The organism is Caballeronia sp. HLA56 (assembly GCF_054655155.1).
On sequence record NZ_BAAHOB010000001.1, the window covers coordinates 694,364 to 710,681 of the forward strand.

General features: G+C 58.0%; 14 protein-coding genes. 2 read left to right on the plus strand and 12 right to left on the minus strand.

Annotation, left to right across the window (positions count from 1 at the left end):
• Position 1: 1 nt before the first annotated feature.
• The 3 genes from mtnK to ACYQ47_RS03245 all read right to left on the minus strand — a co-directional run bounded on the left by mtnK (position 2) and on the right by ACYQ47_RS03245 (position 4,398).
• Positions 2-1,270, minus strand: coding sequence for an S-methyl-5-thioribose kinase (gene mtnK / locus ACYQ47_RS03235; protein ID WP_459904442.1), 1,269 nt, complete (start codon positions 1,268-1,270; stop codon positions 2-4).
• 51 nt (positions 1,271-1,321) lie between these two features.
• Positions 1,322-2,017: a GntR family transcriptional regulator gene (locus ACYQ47_RS03240; protein WP_250467041.1), complete on the minus strand. Its 696-nt coding sequence runs from the start codon at positions 2,015-2,017 to the stop codon at positions 1,322-1,324.
• Positions 2,018-2,229: 212 nt separating this feature from the next.
• Positions 2,230-4,398: an NHL repeat-containing protein gene (locus ACYQ47_RS03245; protein WP_459904443.1), complete on the minus strand. Its 2,169-nt coding sequence runs from the start codon at positions 4,396-4,398 to the stop codon at positions 2,230-2,232.
• Between the two features lie 166 nt (positions 4,399-4,564).
• On the opposite strand from ACYQ47_RS03245, the gene ACYQ47_RS03250 reads away from it, so the two are divergent.
• The gene (locus ACYQ47_RS03250) at positions 4,565-5,053 is read left to right on the plus strand and encodes a nucleoside deaminase (protein ID WP_459904444.1); all 489 of its coding nucleotides are present in this window, start codon (positions 4,565-4,567) and stop codon (positions 5,051-5,053) included.
• Here ACYQ47_RS03250 and ACYQ47_RS03255 read toward each other — a convergent pair.
• The 8 genes from ACYQ47_RS03255 to ACYQ47_RS03290 form a co-directional block, all read right to left on the minus strand.
• Positions 5,041-6,870: a serine aminopeptidase domain-containing protein gene (locus ACYQ47_RS03255; protein ID WP_459904445.1), complete on the minus strand. Its 1,830-nt coding sequence runs from the start codon at positions 6,868-6,870 to the stop codon at positions 5,041-5,043. The two genes, ACYQ47_RS03250 and ACYQ47_RS03255, sit on opposite strands and share 13 nt — an antisense overlap.
• A gap of 457 nt (positions 6,871-7,327) precedes the next feature.
• Positions 7,328-8,089 carry an IclR family transcriptional regulator gene (locus ACYQ47_RS03260; protein WP_310393284.1) on the minus strand — a complete coding sequence of 254 codons (762 nt, stop codon included), beginning with the start codon at positions 8,087-8,089 and terminating at the stop codon, positions 7,328-7,330.
• Positions 8,090-8,103: 14 nt separating this feature from the next.
• A complete protein-coding gene (locus tag ACYQ47_RS03265; RefSeq protein WP_309960348.1) occupies positions 8,104-8,844 on the minus strand; it encodes an amino acid ABC transporter ATP-binding protein in 741 nt (246 codons plus the stop codon).
• Positions 8,841-9,491 (minus strand): amino acid ABC transporter permease, encoded by a 651-nt coding sequence (locus ACYQ47_RS03270; protein ID WP_244829670.1) that lies wholly within the window; start codon positions 9,489-9,491, stop codon positions 8,841-8,843. Before ACYQ47_RS03270 ends, ACYQ47_RS03265 begins: the two co-directional genes overlap by 4 nt.
• A 14-nt stretch (positions 9,492-9,505) precedes the next feature.
• A complete protein-coding gene (locus ACYQ47_RS03275; protein ID WP_244829669.1) occupies positions 9,506-10,222 on the minus strand; it encodes an amino acid ABC transporter permease in 717 nt (238 codons plus the stop codon).
• A gap of 46 nt (positions 10,223-10,268) precedes the next feature.
• Entirely contained in the window at positions 10,269-11,102 is an 834-nt protein-coding gene (locus ACYQ47_RS03280) for an ABC transporter substrate-binding protein (protein ID WP_309960346.1), read from the minus strand.
• 200 nt (positions 11,103-11,302) lie between these two features.
• Entirely contained in the window at positions 11,303-12,301 is a 999-nt protein-coding gene (locus ACYQ47_RS03285) for a PDR/VanB family oxidoreductase (protein ID WP_250467053.1), read from the minus strand.
• Between the two features lie 78 nt (positions 12,302-12,379).
• A complete protein-coding gene (locus ACYQ47_RS03290) occupies positions 12,380-13,924 on the minus strand; it encodes a Rieske 2Fe-2S domain-containing protein (RefSeq protein ID WP_459904446.1) in 1,545 nt (514 codons plus the stop codon).
• Between the two features lie 234 nt (positions 13,925-14,158).
• Between ACYQ47_RS03290 and ACYQ47_RS03295 the strand changes: the two genes are divergently transcribed.
• The gene (locus ACYQ47_RS03295) at positions 14,159-14,845 is read left to right on the plus strand and encodes a GntR family transcriptional regulator (RefSeq protein ID WP_244829665.1); all 687 of its coding nucleotides are present in this window, start codon (positions 14,159-14,161) and stop codon (positions 14,843-14,845) included.
• Between the two features lie 62 nt (positions 14,846-14,907).
• On the opposite strand, the gene ACYQ47_RS03300 is transcribed toward ACYQ47_RS03295, so the two are convergent.
• The gene (locus ACYQ47_RS03300) at positions 14,908-16,224 is read right to left on the minus strand and encodes an MFS transporter (protein ID WP_244829664.1); all 1,317 of its coding nucleotides are present in this window, start codon (positions 16,222-16,224) and stop codon (positions 14,908-14,910) included.
• Between the last annotated feature and the right edge of the window lie 94 nt (positions 16,225-16,318).

The following is a 16,318-nucleotide window of genomic DNA, read 5'->3' on the forward strand; positions in this document are numbered from 1 at the left end:
ACTATGCATGTGTGATTGTTTCGCGCTGAACCTCGCGCGCAAGCATGACGACCTGTTCGATACTGCCAAGCGTCGCGCGCTTGACCAGCAGGTCTTCCGCGCACCGCAGACAGCGCACTTCGATACGCGCCCTCGCCTGAGCATCTGGAATGCGCGTGATGTCCGCGACCTTCGCCATGCCGACGATGCGCCGAATCATCTTGCAGCCAGCGAAGCCGAGCGTATCCGCTAACAGCCGACGCATGAAGTGCGCGCGATAACCTTCGACAGATCGCGCTTCTGCGTGACCGCCTATAAAGCCGCGTTCGCTACGGCTTTCGTGCTCGCGCCACAGCTTTAGAAATTGCGCGTTAAAGCCATTCCAGACCTCGGCCATTTGAACGAGCAACCATTCCTGATAGGCGGAAGGATCTCGATCGTCTATACGGCCATGCCAGTCGCGCGAAAAATACGCGAGCAGCAGGTTTGCGAGCACCGCGCCGATATCGAAGCCCATCGGTCCGTAGAACGAGAATTCCGGATCGATCACGAAGGTTTCGTCTTCGTTGACCATGATCGAGCCGGTGTGCAAATCGCCATGCAGCAAGGTCTCGGCGTGATTCATGAACGCCCATTTCATGTCGCCCGCGGCAATGCGCAACGCTTCGCTGGTCCTCAGTCGTTCAAGCGATGACGCAGGCAATGCAGCGCTGTACACGTTCGACGGATGATCTTCGAAAGGAAACGTAAAGACGAGGTCCTCGGTGATTTTGCACAGCTCGGAATTGACCGCCGCGCTCATGGCCTCTTTCTTGATGTCCGGCGCGAGAAACAGATCGGACCCGTGGAAAAGCGTTTGCGCAAGATACGTCGACAGATGCGCGGCGAGCTTCGGATAGACGACGCCATCCATCAGTCCTTGCCGCAAAATGCGATGCGAGGCGAGCCTTTGCATCACCATCAGAAAGCGCTTGCTGTCAGCGTGATACACCTTCGGCACATGCCGCGGACATAGCGCGCCGAAGCGGCGTAACGCCGCTACCTCATGCTCCATGCGCTGACACGACAACGGCCACGTCTTGCCGACTAGTCTTAAAAAAGGCGGCGCCTGCTTGACGACGACGCTGCGTTCCAGCGCCTTCGTGTTCGTCACGAAGTACACATAGTTCAGGTTGCCGTCGCCGACTTCGGCCACTTCCAGATCGTGCGGCTCGCCAAGCAGCGCACGTATCTCGGGAATTGCGCCGAGATACGCGGCAAGCTCGCTTGCGGTAAAAGCCTCGAACTCCATCGGTGTCTCCTCCGATGTTGCTTCTGGTGCGCGTCTAAACGCAAGATTGTCTTAGCGACGCTTGCGCACCAGATCGAATTTGAAAATGCTCGTGTTGTAGTAGTCGTTGCTATAGCAGAGCGGTTCCCCGCTCTGATCGAAATCCACTTCGTCCAGCAGGAGAAACAAACCGAAGCCGTCTCCGAGTTCCGGCAGATCGCGCGGCGTGAGGATGGTCGGCTGTATCGACGTATGCGTATGCGACAGACGCCGGCCCGTGCGCGCAAACATGCCGAAAAGCGATTCGCCGACTTCACCGTCCGCTGCATCGAAGAGCGTCTTCGGAATGGTGTCGATGCAATAGGCGGCTACGGCGTCGTCCGCGCGGCGAACGCGTTCGATACGTACGCACGGCGCCCCAAGCTCGATGCCGAGTCTTTCTGACAAACTCTCCGATGCCGCAATGGTATCCATCTGTATGCGACTCGTTGAAGGCACGGCGCCGACGCTCTTGATCATGTCGGTTACGGACATCAGATCATCCAGACCGCCCTGCAACTTCAGCGAAATTTGTCTGATGAAGGTGCCGCGACCTTGTACCCGAGACAGCAGACCGTGCGAGATCATCTGAGCAACGGCTTCACGCAAACTCGAACGGCCTACCCCGAGCAATTCGCAGAGTTCCAGTTCCGTAGGAATCTGATCACCTGGCTTGAGCTTGCGCTCACGGATCATAGTCAAAAGCGACTCTTGAATCTTGTCGCTCATTGAGCGCTCTACGCTTAGACGCATGTTGCTCTCTTAGGTAGCATGCAGTCAAATATACATCAGACATCAGATGTTTTTCTTAGGACTTTCCCTTGGATATTTTGTAGGCTCAATAGCTGGCGATAGCGATGAACGGCTATGCGGTTGCAGCAAGGCCACATTCATTTGCTTGCCGCGTCTAACTTGTTGGCGCGTTGCACTGCGCCAAGAATTCATGGCTTCCACTGGTACATCAGAATCTTGGCGCGGGCATCGTCTTCCACGAGAATGTCGTATTCACCATTGGCCCTTAGCGTGGCGCTGATACCCAGTTCCACATCGACATAGCCGCTAGCCCAGCCTACGTTCGCGCCCGGTGACATGCAGCCAACGTGTGCGCCGGTGCGCGCGTCGTACACATAAACCTTCTGCGTGAAGAGGCCCGCAACAAAGAGGTAATTGCCCGCTGTCGCAAGTCCAACGGGCGTGATTACGGGGTTGGCCGTCGTGTCCCAAGGCAGCGCGATGAGATAGGTCATGACGCGCGGCCCGCGAGTCCAGTTGTCGTAACGCGCGAGATATGGGCCGGCCTCTTTCCAGCGCGCGGCATCATAGGGAATGGTTTGCGTGAAGCCCGAGATATACATCGTGTCGGTCTCAGGCACGTAAAGCACTCGGCCAATGCGCGTGAAAGGCGCTGGCATCGTATAAGTCTTCGCCGATGTATAGGTGTAAAGCGGATTGCCCAAGGCATCGAAGCCCTGCAGCGGCATTTCTCGTATGCCGCTCGTCGGGGTACCGAACCATACGTTGCCAAGGGAATCGACCCAGATGAAGCTGTTGCCTATCAGACTCCCCGTCGATGGATTGCCTATGAATTCGCTCGTGTCGAGATGGCCATCGCCATTGATGTCGCGCCACATCCATTCGCCATAGGCCGGTTGATTCGCTGGAAAACCGCCTGAAATATAGGACTCGGCGAACATGACCGATGGTATTGCCGTATAACCGTGCGCGGCGTCGAAGCGATGCACATAGAGCTGATGCGAATATGGATCGAGCGTGAATAGATACGGCCGGTTGCCGTTCAGGCGCCGTACCATCGGCTGGCCACGCACCGCGCGTCCGATGTGAATCGAAGGGTCATCAGGAAAAGTGAAGCGGTCCACGGTATGCGCCGTGTACGTCCATTGCTTGCCGGGCGCCTTGCTCCAGTCCATCGTAAAGACTTTCGAGCCGGTATAGATGGTGTTCGGCGCGCCGGGATCGAAGCTCGCGCCATCGACGAACACGAGACCGTCCAGTTCCCATGTAACAGAACGTGTGACGCCTTTGAAAGCCTGCAGCACCGCGCCCGTTCCCACCGAGGCAGAGTTCAGAGCTCGCGGACCTTCGCCATTTTGTCCAACGTACAGATTGCCGGCCTGATCGAAACCGATACCCGTGACCGAGTTGAAGCGCCCTGCTTCGATCGTGCCAGCGGTCGCATGATTCACGCCCTTGAGCGTGCCGATCGCAGCTAGCGCTGCGTTTTTTCGGAAAGGCAAGATCTGCTGGCCCACGCCGTTATCTGCGATATAAAGATCACCCGATGGAGTGACCGCGATATCCGCGGGTACCGTTCCTATCGGGAGTATCGGCACGCCGCCAAGTAGCGCGCCCGTCGTCGAATAATGTGCAATGGCGGGGTGTCCGTTGAACGTGCCTGTAATGACCCAAAGCGTGCCGTCTATATCGAGTGCCATGCGTCCCGGTGATGTCACGTTGAACGCGCGATTACGCCTCATCGTGTTGGCATCGAACACGACGATCTGATTGCTCGACGCGTCGGAAACAAAAAGCTCGCTATCGTTAGCGGCCAGGCCGCGAATGCCCGCGTCCGTTCCGGCCGGCACAGTCGCCACGATCAGGAAACTGTTCTTGGTAGCATTCGCGCTGTTGCCGGCGCCGCCCGTAAAAGACGCGCCCTTGGCGATGTTGGCGATCGTGCGTCGCGTAATGCCGAACCACGTATAACCGTTGGGCGGATAATCCGCGCCGACGAGGCCACCGCCTTGATTGCCGATGGACATCGCCGCATAGAGGTATGTGCTGTTCGATGCAATGGCGTCGCCGCCCGCCGCGCCCCAACCATGCGTCGCGCCCGCCACCGCGATGCGGTCGCCATTGCGATACGCCGCGATCTCGGCGCCGCTTTCATCCCACGGACTATTGGTATAGACGGTTCCTTCCGGTGCAACGCGGATGGCTTGTATGTCCTGCTGCATCCACTTGCCATCGCCGAAGCCGAAAGTGTTGCCTATCCAGGACGTGGTGTAATTGAGCGGCGACGTAGCCGCGCGCGCGCCACTGGCAAGGCTGAACACCATTAGCCATACCGCTAGGAAACATGAAACGTTCATCACCTGCACCCCGGCAAACCGCCGCAAAGCGAAATCGAGTTACGACCCTAATGATATGAAGAAAAGGCCTGTTTTCTTCTTAACGGCGGTCGGTACGAATGCTTGAATCCGGTTTATTGAGGCGTGTTCAATGTGCAAGAAGGCGAGCAAACAACGGAGAGGTCGAATGATAGATAGCGTGGACAGGAAACATCTCGAACGATGCATCGAACTGGCTAAAGAAGCGCTCGACCAAGGCGATGAACCCTTTGGTTCTCTACTGGTGGCGAGCGACGGTCACGTGCTCTTTGAGGATCGTAACCGCATCAGCACGGGCGACAAGACCTTGCATCCTGAGTTCGCTATTGCAAAGTGGGCTGCGGAAAATATGAGCGAGCCCGCGCGCAAGAATGCCGTGGTCTACACATCGGGCGAGCATTGTCCGATGTGTTCGGCGGCGCATGCATGGGTGGGGCTTGGGCGAATCGTCTATGCGAGTTCGACTGCGCAGTTCACGCGCTGGCGTGAGGAACTCGGTGCTGGGCCCGGCCCTGTCCGCGCGCTGCCCATTGAAGAGGTGATCGACGGAGCAATCGTGGATGGCCCCGTCGACGACCTTGCAGAACGCGTGCGTGCACTACTTGTCGCTTATAGGCAGAAGCATCAAACGCGTTGATCGGTCAGTGCGCTGCTATGGTTTCGCTGTTGCGACACGCCTGGAACTTCGGTCTGCACGTTCGTCTGCGTGATAACCGACTCGCACAACGCGATCACTTGCGGAAGACTCGCGGCATTGAACAACGAATGATCGACATCGGCGTAAGTTGCGACACGCACTGAACGAAGCCGCTTGAGTCGGGCGCCCAGCTTGCCGCAATGCGCGGCGAGCAAGTCCAGGCCCGCATCGTAGGCGCCGTAGACCAGCACCGTGTTCACGCCTCTAGCGTCGAGCGCGCGAATGATCGGCATGGGTGTAGTGGCCTGCTCGGGCGGCGTTTTGCTCAGGCTGTCGAGCCTCAATACATCGACGACACGTGAACGCGCACGCGTGAGCATGTAGCCGCCGATAAAGCCCATTACGCGAAGCAGATTCTTATCGCCGCGCAAAATGGCTTTCCACTTCTGCGGATCGAGCATGGAGAACGCATAACCCGCCATGGAGTTGCGTGTGGATTCGCGCAACGCTTCGGGCGTTTTGTCCTCGGGACGCTTGAACGTAGGGATATTCACCGAAATCACGCCGGTAATAACGCTCTCGCTGACCGCTGCCTTCAAAGCGTGATACGCACCTGAACAAATGCCGAACGCATAAATCGTCTTGTAGCCTTGCCGGGACAACCAACGCGCGGCGACGCCAGTGTCTTCGGTTGCGACCACGTTATAGATTCTGCCGAAGGGCGTGTCTGACTGCACATCGCCCGAAGGAAGCGGACTGTCGCCACGGCCGCGTGCATCGAACCGCAATGAAGCAATACCACGTGATGCTAGCTCGCGTGCAATCCGCACGGAAAGCCGGCTATCGCCTACGCGTGAACTCGCCGCCGTATTCGTCATGACAAACACAGGGCCACGCGCTGCACCATGACGCGGCTCGCACAGCACGCCTACGAGTCCTTGTTCGTCCATTCGCACGGGACGCTCGACAGCCTCCGGCGTTTCGATGACGAGATCTGGCCACACGTCATGTGCCGCAGCCGATGTATTAACGGGGCCTGCTTCGAGCGCGCCGTTTGCAATCCACTCAGTGGCCGTTGCCAAAGCAGCCTTGGGCAATACCGTGAATGCCGACTCTTGAATGAAGCCAAGCAAATCTTCAAAGGGTTGTGTCTGCGTATCGACGCCAAGCCCACTGAGCGCATCCAGCAGCGGGTCTTTCGAGCTCGTTCGTGCGTGCATCAGCAATACGCGATTGGCGGGCGCATCAGCCGCACTTTTCACTTGCGACGCGAGATCGATCTTTTCCAGCCGGGCTCTGAAGGCATTGTCATAAACCTGACCCAGCACGTTGAGCGGACCAGTCTTGGGTTGCGCTTCGCGAAGGGGCGGTGCGAGCTGGTCGAGCCAGGTCTTGCGCACCGCGCCGAGTTCGCGGATATAGGTGCGTCCGCTCACGACTGGCGCAAGCAAGGCGAGATCGTCGACGGGACGCTTGAGCGCCGCAGCCAAAGCGAACGCGGCACCGACCCGAAAGCCCGCTAGCGTGACGTGTTCGATACCCGTCTGTTCCTTGAGGAAATCGACGGCTGAACCGATGTCATCCACCGCCGAATCGAACAGATCTTGTCCTGCTTCTAGATCGGCTGAATCCCCCGTGCCGAGATAGTCGAAGCGCAAGACCCACAAGCCGCGGGCCGCAAGAGCGTCTGCCAGGTGACGCAGGCCGCTATAAGTCCATACATATTCGTGGCCATAGGTGTTGCAGAGAACGACGCCGCGCGTGCCGGCGCCTGCGTGCAGCCATCCGAATCTTTTGCCGAAAACCACCGGTCTCATTTGTATTTTCCTCGTCTTTGGCGGTGTTCAGACGTAAGCAAGGAGTGCCTTCGAAACCGCCAGCCTGCATGCGTCATTATTATGCTTGGACAACTGCAGGCACAAAGGGAACGGGCAGCAAGTGCTATTCCCATCGACACGGGACTCCAGCTAGTCCTAGTCGGGCGTTGCGCAAAGCTTCTCTCCGGGCTTTGCGCCGCCATGCAGCGAGGGTTACTTGTCACCAATTATATTAAGCCCGCTTAGCACTTGCGATGTGCCGACGCGAATTTTGTTCAAACGGACTATCTATTGGCGATCATTGCATGGGGTGCATGATGTCTTGTCTGGCAAATGCGCTTAACTGCAAACAATCCGCGCGGCATCGCACAGAGCTTTTTAGGGTTTGCTTATATTTTTTTGGCTTTTGGCTTTTGGCTTTTGGCTTTTGGCTTTTGGCTTTTCGCAAAGCGGCGAATCATCCCCGCCTATGAGGTTGCGATAAGGCGCGTGCAGAGCGAATGAGGTCGTCAAGCATGAGATCGCGTTTCTCTGGATCGGTGTCGCGACTCGTCATGAAGCAGAGCGCCGCGACGGCCAAACCGGAACGATCGCGAACGGGCGCGGCCATGCAATAGCGAAACGTATGCGACAAGCCTGTCGTGCAGCAGAAGCCCTGCTCCCTTGCGCGTTCCACATCGGTGAGGAAGTCTGTGAAATCTACTCGCTTGCCGTTGTCCAGAACGAAGTCTTCATCAGGAATGAGCGCGCGAATTGCGTCGCCGCTCAAATGACCCAGCAGCAGCCTGCCCGATGCCGTCCAGGGAATGGGGACCTTGACGCCAATATCCGAACTGATATTGAAAGGTCGAGAACTGTTTTCTGAAAGCACGACCGTGTATTTGTCGCCTTCGAGCATGCACAGTTGCGCGGTCTCGTCGTGGCTGCGCACGAGCGCGAGAATGGACTGATGCGCGCGGCTGATCAGATCGTTGTGCACCGCGTAATCGGAGCCGTAGTAATGCATCTCCCGGCCAAAGAAGATGCTGCCGTCGGGGCCCGCTTCCAGTAGACCCGCCTCGCTTAAAATTGCGACCAGTTCGTAGATGCTCGAACGCGGCGCGCCAGTCGCTTCGATCAATTCGCGCATCGCGAGCGGCCTGCGAGCTAGATGCAATTGCTTCATGATCGCCACGACCCGATCCACCCCGCGCGCACGCGACGTTTCCACTGTCGACATCGGCCGGGCTCCGCTCAATGATCCAGCACGCGATGCAGAAACTGCCGCGTGCGTTCGTTCTGCGGATTCACGAAGATTTGCTCGGGTGCGCCCTGCTCTGTAATCACGCCCTTGTCCATGAACACCACACGATCCGCCGTCTTGCGCGCAAAACCCATTTCGTGCGTGACCACGACCATCGTCATGCCATCGCGCGCCAGTCCGCGCATGACTTCGGTCACTTCGCCGACGAGTTCCGGATCGAGCGCGGAAGTCGCCTCGTCGAAGAACATGATGCCTGGCTCAACGGCGAGTGCGCGTGCAATGGCAACGCGTTGTTGCTGGCCGCCCGACAATTGACTCGGATAATGCGTCGCACGATCGGCGAGGCCAACACGGTCGAGCGCATCCATGGCGCGCTTCTTGGCATCGGCGGGACTCATTTTGCGCGCCTTGATGAGTGCAAGCGTGACATTGCCGAGCGCGGTCTTGTGCGGGAACAGATTGAACTGCTGAAACACCATGCCCACATGTCCGCGAATTTCTTTAGCGCGACGTGCATCGTGCAGCGGCACCTGGTTGACCCACACTTCGCCCGCATCCGCGGTTTCAAGGCCGCTCATGATACGCAACACGGTGCTCTTGCCCGAGCCCGATGCGCCGATCAAGACAAGCACTTCTCCGAGCCTCACATCGAGATTGATTTCCCGCAGCACTTGCGTGGCACCGAACGACTTGCTCACGCCCGCGAGGTTGATGATCGACGCTTCACTCATGACAGCACGCTCCTTCTACGGTCGTGACGGCGCACCCACTGCGACAGCGGAAAGCACACGATGAAATACAGTATGGCGACGAGGCCATAAATCTCGACTGGCTTGCCCACGCGATCGACGATCGCCTGGCCGCCGTGCATCAACTCCGACATGCCGATCATGCTAACGATCGACGTGTCCTTGATAAGCGAGAGATATTGCCCGACCAGCGGTGGCAAAACGATCCGGCCGGTCTGCGGCAAGACTACGGAGAAGAACGCTTGCGCTTTGGAGAGACCGAGAATCTGCGAGACTTCCCACTGTCCTTTAGGGACCGCCTCGATGCCTGAGCGAAATACTTCGGCGATATACGCGCCTTGATAAACGCTCAAGCCGACGACTCCGGCGGCAAAGACATCGATGGCATAGCCGAAGTAGGACACGCCGAAATAGATGAACATCAGTGTGATGAGCACTGGCGTGCCGCGGAAGAGTTCGGTGTAGAGCCTTGCAATCTTGTCGGTGCCCCAAGGCCCGAAAGAACGAAGCACGGCGGCCAGAAGACCGATTACCGTACCGCCCACGATCGACGCGGCCGACAAGGCCAGCGTCATCAAGAGCCCTTGCAAAAGGATCGACAGGCTCGTCGTCAATAAATCGCTCGACATGTCTCGCTCTCCGATTAAGTGCGCGCGGCAGGACGGCGCAGCATGAACGATCGGCGCGAAGGCTTCCTGATGACGAGCGGCGGATGAAAGAGCCTCAAGCCAATCTGCCCTGCAGCCCAGGAAAGCAGGTTGCTGAGCACGAGATAGGCAAGAAGCGTGACCGTGAAAGTCTGTACGTAAAGCAGCGTGCGCGAATTGATGACGGTCGCCGTACCGCTCAACTCGGGCAGTGCAATCGCGGAAAGCAGCGACGTGCCGAGCAAAAGCTGGATTAGGTTGTTGACGATAGCCGGATAAACAGCGCGTGCCGCTTGCGGCAAGACCACTTGCGTGAAGATCTGCGAGCGCTCTAGTCCGAGAATCGATGCCGCTTCGAGCTGACCCTTGGGCACCGACTGGATGCCCGCCCGAAACACTTCCGCCAGATAAGCGCCTACGTTCACCCCTAGTGCGATCACGCCTGCTGTATAAGCATCGAGCGTAATGCCAAGGGACGGCAAGCCGAAGAACACGATGAATATCTGCAGCAGGACCGGCGTGTTGCGGATGACTTCGATATAAACGCTTGCGATTCCGCGCAGCACGCGGCTCTTGGACCCGCTTGCAAGCGCCGTCAAAAGACCGAGCGCCATCGCAAGAATGAACGCCAGCAGCGTGATTTGCAGCGTGAGCCATGCGGCATGCAGGAAGTCGCTGAAATAGCCAGCAAGCGTCAACCATTCATAGCCCATGATTTTTCCTCACGTTGGACGTCACGCAACCGGCGTCACGGTTAAATTAATATTGCGGGTGGAGCGGGAAACGCGGCTCTTGCCCAAACCATTTTTTATAGAGCTGCGCGTTCTGCTTGGACGCGTTGATCTGGAACAGGAACAGGTTCAGATAGTTGAGCCAGACCTGATCGCCGGCCTTGACGCCGAACGCGTTGTATTCAAGCGGCACGAGGGCTTCGTCAGTGACGGTAAGTTCCTGATCGAGCGATGCCTGGTATGCGAGAAAGTTGTTGTCTTCGATCATCGCGTCAGCCTGGCCTTGCTTGACGGCGAGAATGGCGGCTTGCGAGCTGTCGAATTCCTGAATCTTCACCTGCATGTTGAGTGAGCGCACTTCGTCGCCGTTGGTCGAGCCTTTGACGGTGGCAATCGTGCGGTTGCTCATGTCCTTGATGGATTTGATCCCGCTCGATTTCTTGACCAGCAGCGCTTCACTCGCCACCACGTACGGATTGGTAAAGGCAATTTCCTTGGCCCGTTCGAGATTGCGAGTGAAATTGCAGAACACGACATCCACCTTACTCGTCTGCAGATTTGGAATGCGGTTGGCGCTGGTGGTGTTGACCACTTCGAGCTTTACGCCCATTTGTTTAGCGAGTTCCTTAGCGAGATCGACGTCGTAGCCGTCCGGCTGGCCGTCCTTGTTATAGAAACCGAAGGGCGCAAAGCTCAAGCAATCGCCTACGCGCAAGGTGCCGCGTTGCAAAACGGTCTTAAGCGTTGAGCTTGCCGCCCCATCCTGCGCTGGTGCTTCGACTTTCGAACAGGCCGCCAACGCGACAAGGCCGGCAATTGCAACCCAACGAGCAAAGCGCGCGCTTTCTCTAACAAGTTTCATGTGTGCATCTCGCAAGAGGAAAATCCGTTTGAGGCTTGTCCGATATATCGGACACGTATCCGACGCGGCAGATGGGAGGCAAGTCTTCCACTAAAAAAAACTTGAGGCAAGCGGGTTTACGCGTGGATGGATTAGACGCTCGCAAAGAAAAAGGGCAGACAAATTTCTTTGTCTGCCCTTCGTGGTGGTTCAAGCGCTTGCTAAAGATCCAGCACCAGCACCCTGCTCGTCGCACGCGATACACACGCCGTGAGAAATTCGGTCTTTTCGTCGTCGCCGAGAATGCAGTCGTTGTGTTCGACTTCGCCTTCGAGATAGCGCACTTTGCAGGTGCCGCATAGACCTGCGCAACAAGAGGTTTCAATCGGTACGCCTGCCAGTGCCAACGCGTCTGCAATGCTTTCTTCCTTAGATACCTCGATCTCTTGTCCCGTACTCGCAATGCGCACGGTGAAACTGTCAAGTGCATCGTTGGCGGCTTCATCGTCGAGATTGCGCTCCGGCGCCTTGAAATGCTCGAAGTGCACCGTGCCGGTGGGCCAGTGTCCGGCGGCATCGGCGCATGCCTTCATGAAGCCGCCTGGGCCGCAGTAATACACATGCTCGCCTTCGCGCGGCGCGTCGAGCAACCGGCGCAGATCGAGGCCCGTGGCCGGGTCGCCGCCATCGAAATGCAGGTGCAGCTTTCCGCTTGCGCGCATCGATTCGAACTCGTCGGCAAACGCGGCGCAGCTTGCGTCCCTGGTGCAGTAATGCATCTCGTAGTCGATGCCGGCGTCGTCCAGTTCATGCGCCATCGCCTTGAGCGGCGTGACGCCGATACCGCCTGCGATCAGTAACACGCGACGCGCGCCATCGACGAGACTAAAGTTATTGCGCGGAAGACTCACCTTCACGATGTCCTGTACGCGCAGTTGCTCGTGCAGTGCTTTCGAGCCACCGCGTCCGCGCTCATCGCGCAGAACGGCAATCACATAGCGATGCCGTTCGCGCGGCGCATTGCAGATGGAATACTGACGGATCACGCCGCCTGCAAGATGGATGTCCAGATGCGCGCCAGCCGTGAACGGCGGCAATGCATGTCCCTCAGGGTCGACGAACTCATAGGAGTTGATGCCGCGTCCTTCGAAGCGGACTTGTCGCACCATCAATTGCAGCGTCTGTGCCTGGCGGTCGGTTGATATGGGTTGTGTCGACATGGTTGCGTCTCCTCGATCGATGAGCGGCGGGCTTGCGAAAGCGCTCGGCATTGGTCAAAGCGCCTTCGCCATATGCCGCTATTGCTTCATCGATTGCTCGAGTTCCTCGAAGCTTTGCCGCACGAAGTTAGCGCGCTCATCACCCTTCATCGTCTCGCTCTGCGCGAGAATGGCGACGATCTTCTTGGTGACGGCGCGACGACGCGTGACTTCTTCTTCAACGGTCTTGCCCTCGGGAATTTCGAACACGTTGCCCGAGCAGAAGCTGTTGGGCGAGCCGGCGTTCTCGCGAAACCAATCGGCGAAATTCTGCGCAGATGCCGCCGGGTTCGAACCGCGCACCGCATCGCGCAACATCTTGCGGAAGAGGAAGAGGCCCGCATCGAACTTCGTCGGATTCTCGAGCGCGTGCACGGCAATGGGCCGCTGCGAAATGATCGCTTCGTAATCGCCCGGTGCGTATTGCGCTTCCTTATAAGTCTCGCGCTCGCGATGGTTCGGCGGAATCGGTACGATATCTTCGATCTTGTACTTGCCAAAGCGCTCTGGACGACGCATGGCGACTTGCCCTTCGAGAAAGTCGATCGACTCGTAGCCGACCATTTCCTTCTTGCCCACACCGCGTGTGTCGATGCCCGGACCCATCACGCGCCAGCCGATCATCTTGCTGTTTTGATCGTCGACAGGCACGGTCCAGCGCACGATATGAAAGCGGCTAAAGAGCTTCTTCTTCGAACCGTCCTCCGACGTATATGCGTGCAGACTCAAGTTCGGCAGCACCTGATGCTGCACACGCACGAAGAGCCGATCCTTGTTCACGCGGCGCGCGCCCGCACAAGCGAGGCTTCGGCCTTGCTGCACCGGTTGAAAATGCATATCGGGAGCGACTTCCATCGAGGCCGCGCCGACTTCATCGAACGTCGTGCCCTGGAAGTTGCCATTGACGACGTTCTTGGCCGCATGCAGCGCGGTCGGGTGATAGTTGTCGGCGGCGTTGTCCTGCACTTGCAGCCAGTTGCAATGCTGGAAGTTGCTGTAGGGGACGAGTTCATCGCCGGGCAGCACCGTGTAGTCGCCTTCCCATTCAGGGAACGGCGGCACGTTCTCGGGTGGCCCCATATAAGCGAACACCAGGCCGTTACGTTCGACGGCTTTATAAGCGCCTTGACGAATCGAACAGGCATACTTCTCGGCCTCTTTTTCTTCGCCCTTAGGGAACGGTACGTGAAGACACGCGCCATCCACATCGAACACCATGCCGTGATAGCAGCACATGATGCCGTGTTCTTGAATGGCACCGTACTCGAGCGATGCGCCGCGATGCACGCAATGCGCGTGCAGCACACCAATCCTTCCGCTGCCGTCACGGAACGCCACGAGTTCTTCGTTGAGTATTTTCAGGTAACGCGGAGTATCGGTCAGTTCGATCGACATGCAGATGGGATGCCAAAACGCGCGCATGTACTCGCCCATCGGCGTGCCGGGACCGGTCTCGGTCAACTCCGGATCGTGGCCCGGCACCTTGCTTGTGTAGTACCCGCCGAAGGGAATCAGCTTCTTGACGGCGGGCGTGGCGCCGCCACTGCTCTTCTGCCCTTCCAGCTTGTCTGATTTGATCGTCATGGAGAGTCTCGTCCTGATGTGGGGATGGATATGGTCCGCTGCTTTTGATGGTTGAAGTCCGGACTTCGGTTACCGAACTCCGTACTCTGTATACAAAGATTAACGACGGACTGCTGCGTTGTCTCTATGGGTAAACGCGAATGTGGACTAGCATGCGTGGCTTCGTTCGTTGACCGCCGCACTGGCGGGCTGTAACCTTGTCGTATTCTGTATCCAGAGATTGAGCTCGACATCATGCCCGCCAAACTTCTCAAGCTTCAGGCCCGCACGGACTACGTGGACGAGGTTTATAAGGTCTTGCTCGATGCCATCAGTTCCGGCTCGCTCGCGCCTGGTACGCGCATCACGCAGGAAGAGATCGCCGAGCAACTCGCCGTATCGCGTTCACCCGTGCTGCAGGCGCTGCGGCTCCTAAAAAAAGATGGGCTCGTGCAGGACGCACCCGGTCGCGGTCTGCTCGTCACCCCACTCGATCCCGCGTGGATCAGCCATCTCTACGAGATTCGCGGTGCACTGGATTCGCTTGCCGCACGCCTCGCGGCGGAACGTGGAGCGAAGCTCGACAAGTCGCTGATCGCGAACGGCCGGCGCGCGTCGAAAAGCGACGATGTCAAGGCGATGATCGATGCGGACATGGCGTTTCATGGCGCCATCTACGAAGCCTCGGGCAATCCGCTGATCGCCGATACTGCGCAGATGCATTGGGTACATCTGCGTCGCGTGATGGGCGCGGTCTTGCAGGCATCGGGACAGCGCAAGTCGATCTGGGATGAGCACGCTGCCATTGCGGCGGCAATCGCGGAAGGCGACGCGCAACGCGCATCCGAACTCACGGATCTTCATACCGCGAACGCGCGCAAGAATCTGGTCGAGCGTCTGGGTCTTGTACTGAATGAACAGAGGCAGGCGGAAGCAACGTGAACATGAATCGGCATCGCGCGAGAAAGCCCTGCATTTGCAGGAATTTTCGTGTTGAACTGCTTTCATCGGTCCGTGCGACGGCGGCTATTCACCAACGCAGCCGGTATCGTAAAGACCATAAGGGCGCCTATCACGCAACTTACCGCAAGACCGAGCACACCATTGCCGGTCGAACCCGAATGCGTCTGGATGATGCCGATCAGCCACGGGCTCACGACACCCGAGATGCTGCCCACCGAGTTGGCAAGCGCGAGCCCTGCGGCTGCCGCACCGCCGCTGAGAATCGCGGGCGGCAAGACCCAGAACTGCGAGATGGTCGTGACCACGCCCATGGTCGCAATCGTGAGCGCGATCATGCCGAAGAAGGTCGAGTGCGCATACACCACGCTGAAATACAGACCGATTGCGCCGACAATGCCCGCGCCCGCCAGATGCCAGCGACGCTCGCCGAGCTTGTCCGAGCTATGACCGACTGCCAGCATGGCGATGGCGCCGGCCGCATATGGAATTGCCGTCAGAAGACCGATGTTGAGCGGATCGGAAACGCCGCTTGCCTTGACGAGCGTCGGCAGCCAGAAGCTCACGCCGTAGAGGCCCATCGTGAAGAAAAAGTAAGTCACGCTCAGCAGCAGCACCTTGGGATGCAAGAGGCCATCCTTCACGGAATGCAGTGCATGTGCGGGCTTCTCATCGCGAAGATTCGCTTCGAGCATGGCCTTTTGCGAGTCACTGAGCCACTTTGCATCGGCGACTTTATCGTCGAGATAAAAGAACGCGATGATGCCAAAGAGCGCGGTCGGAATGCCTTCGAGCAGAAAGAGCCATTGCCATCCCGCGATACCGTGCATGCCGCCCATATGACTCATGATCCAGCCCGACAGCGGTCCGCCAACGACGCCCGACATCGGAATGCCAGTCATGAAGAGCGCGGTCACCTTGCTGCGCCGCGAGGCCGGAAACCAGTACGTGAGGTAGAGCAGGATGGCTGGAATGAAGCCAGCTTCGGCCACACCGAGCAAAAAGCGCATGATGTAGAAGCTCGTCGGGCTGGTCACGAACATCATGCCGGCGGAGATGACGCCCCACGTCACCATGATGCGCGCAATCCAGCGTCGAGCGCCTACGCGCAAGAGGATCAGATTACTTGGTACTTCGAACAGAAGATAGCCGATAAAGAATACGCCCGCCCCGGCTCCATAGACCGCTTCGCTGAAATGCAGATCATTGAGCATCTGCAGCTTGGCAAAGCTCACGTTGATGCGATCGAGATAAGCGCAGAGATAACACACGAAAAGAAATGGCAGCAGGCGCCATGTCACCTTTGCATAGGTGGACGATTCGTCGCCCGCCAGGTACGCAACCGGACTATGGGAACTCATTGTTGTGTCTCCGATGTGGGGCAGGTGCGGCGTCGCATGCATCGCGTGCCTCTTGCCGGTGTCGTGGCCTTGAACGACCGTTATGGATATGTCT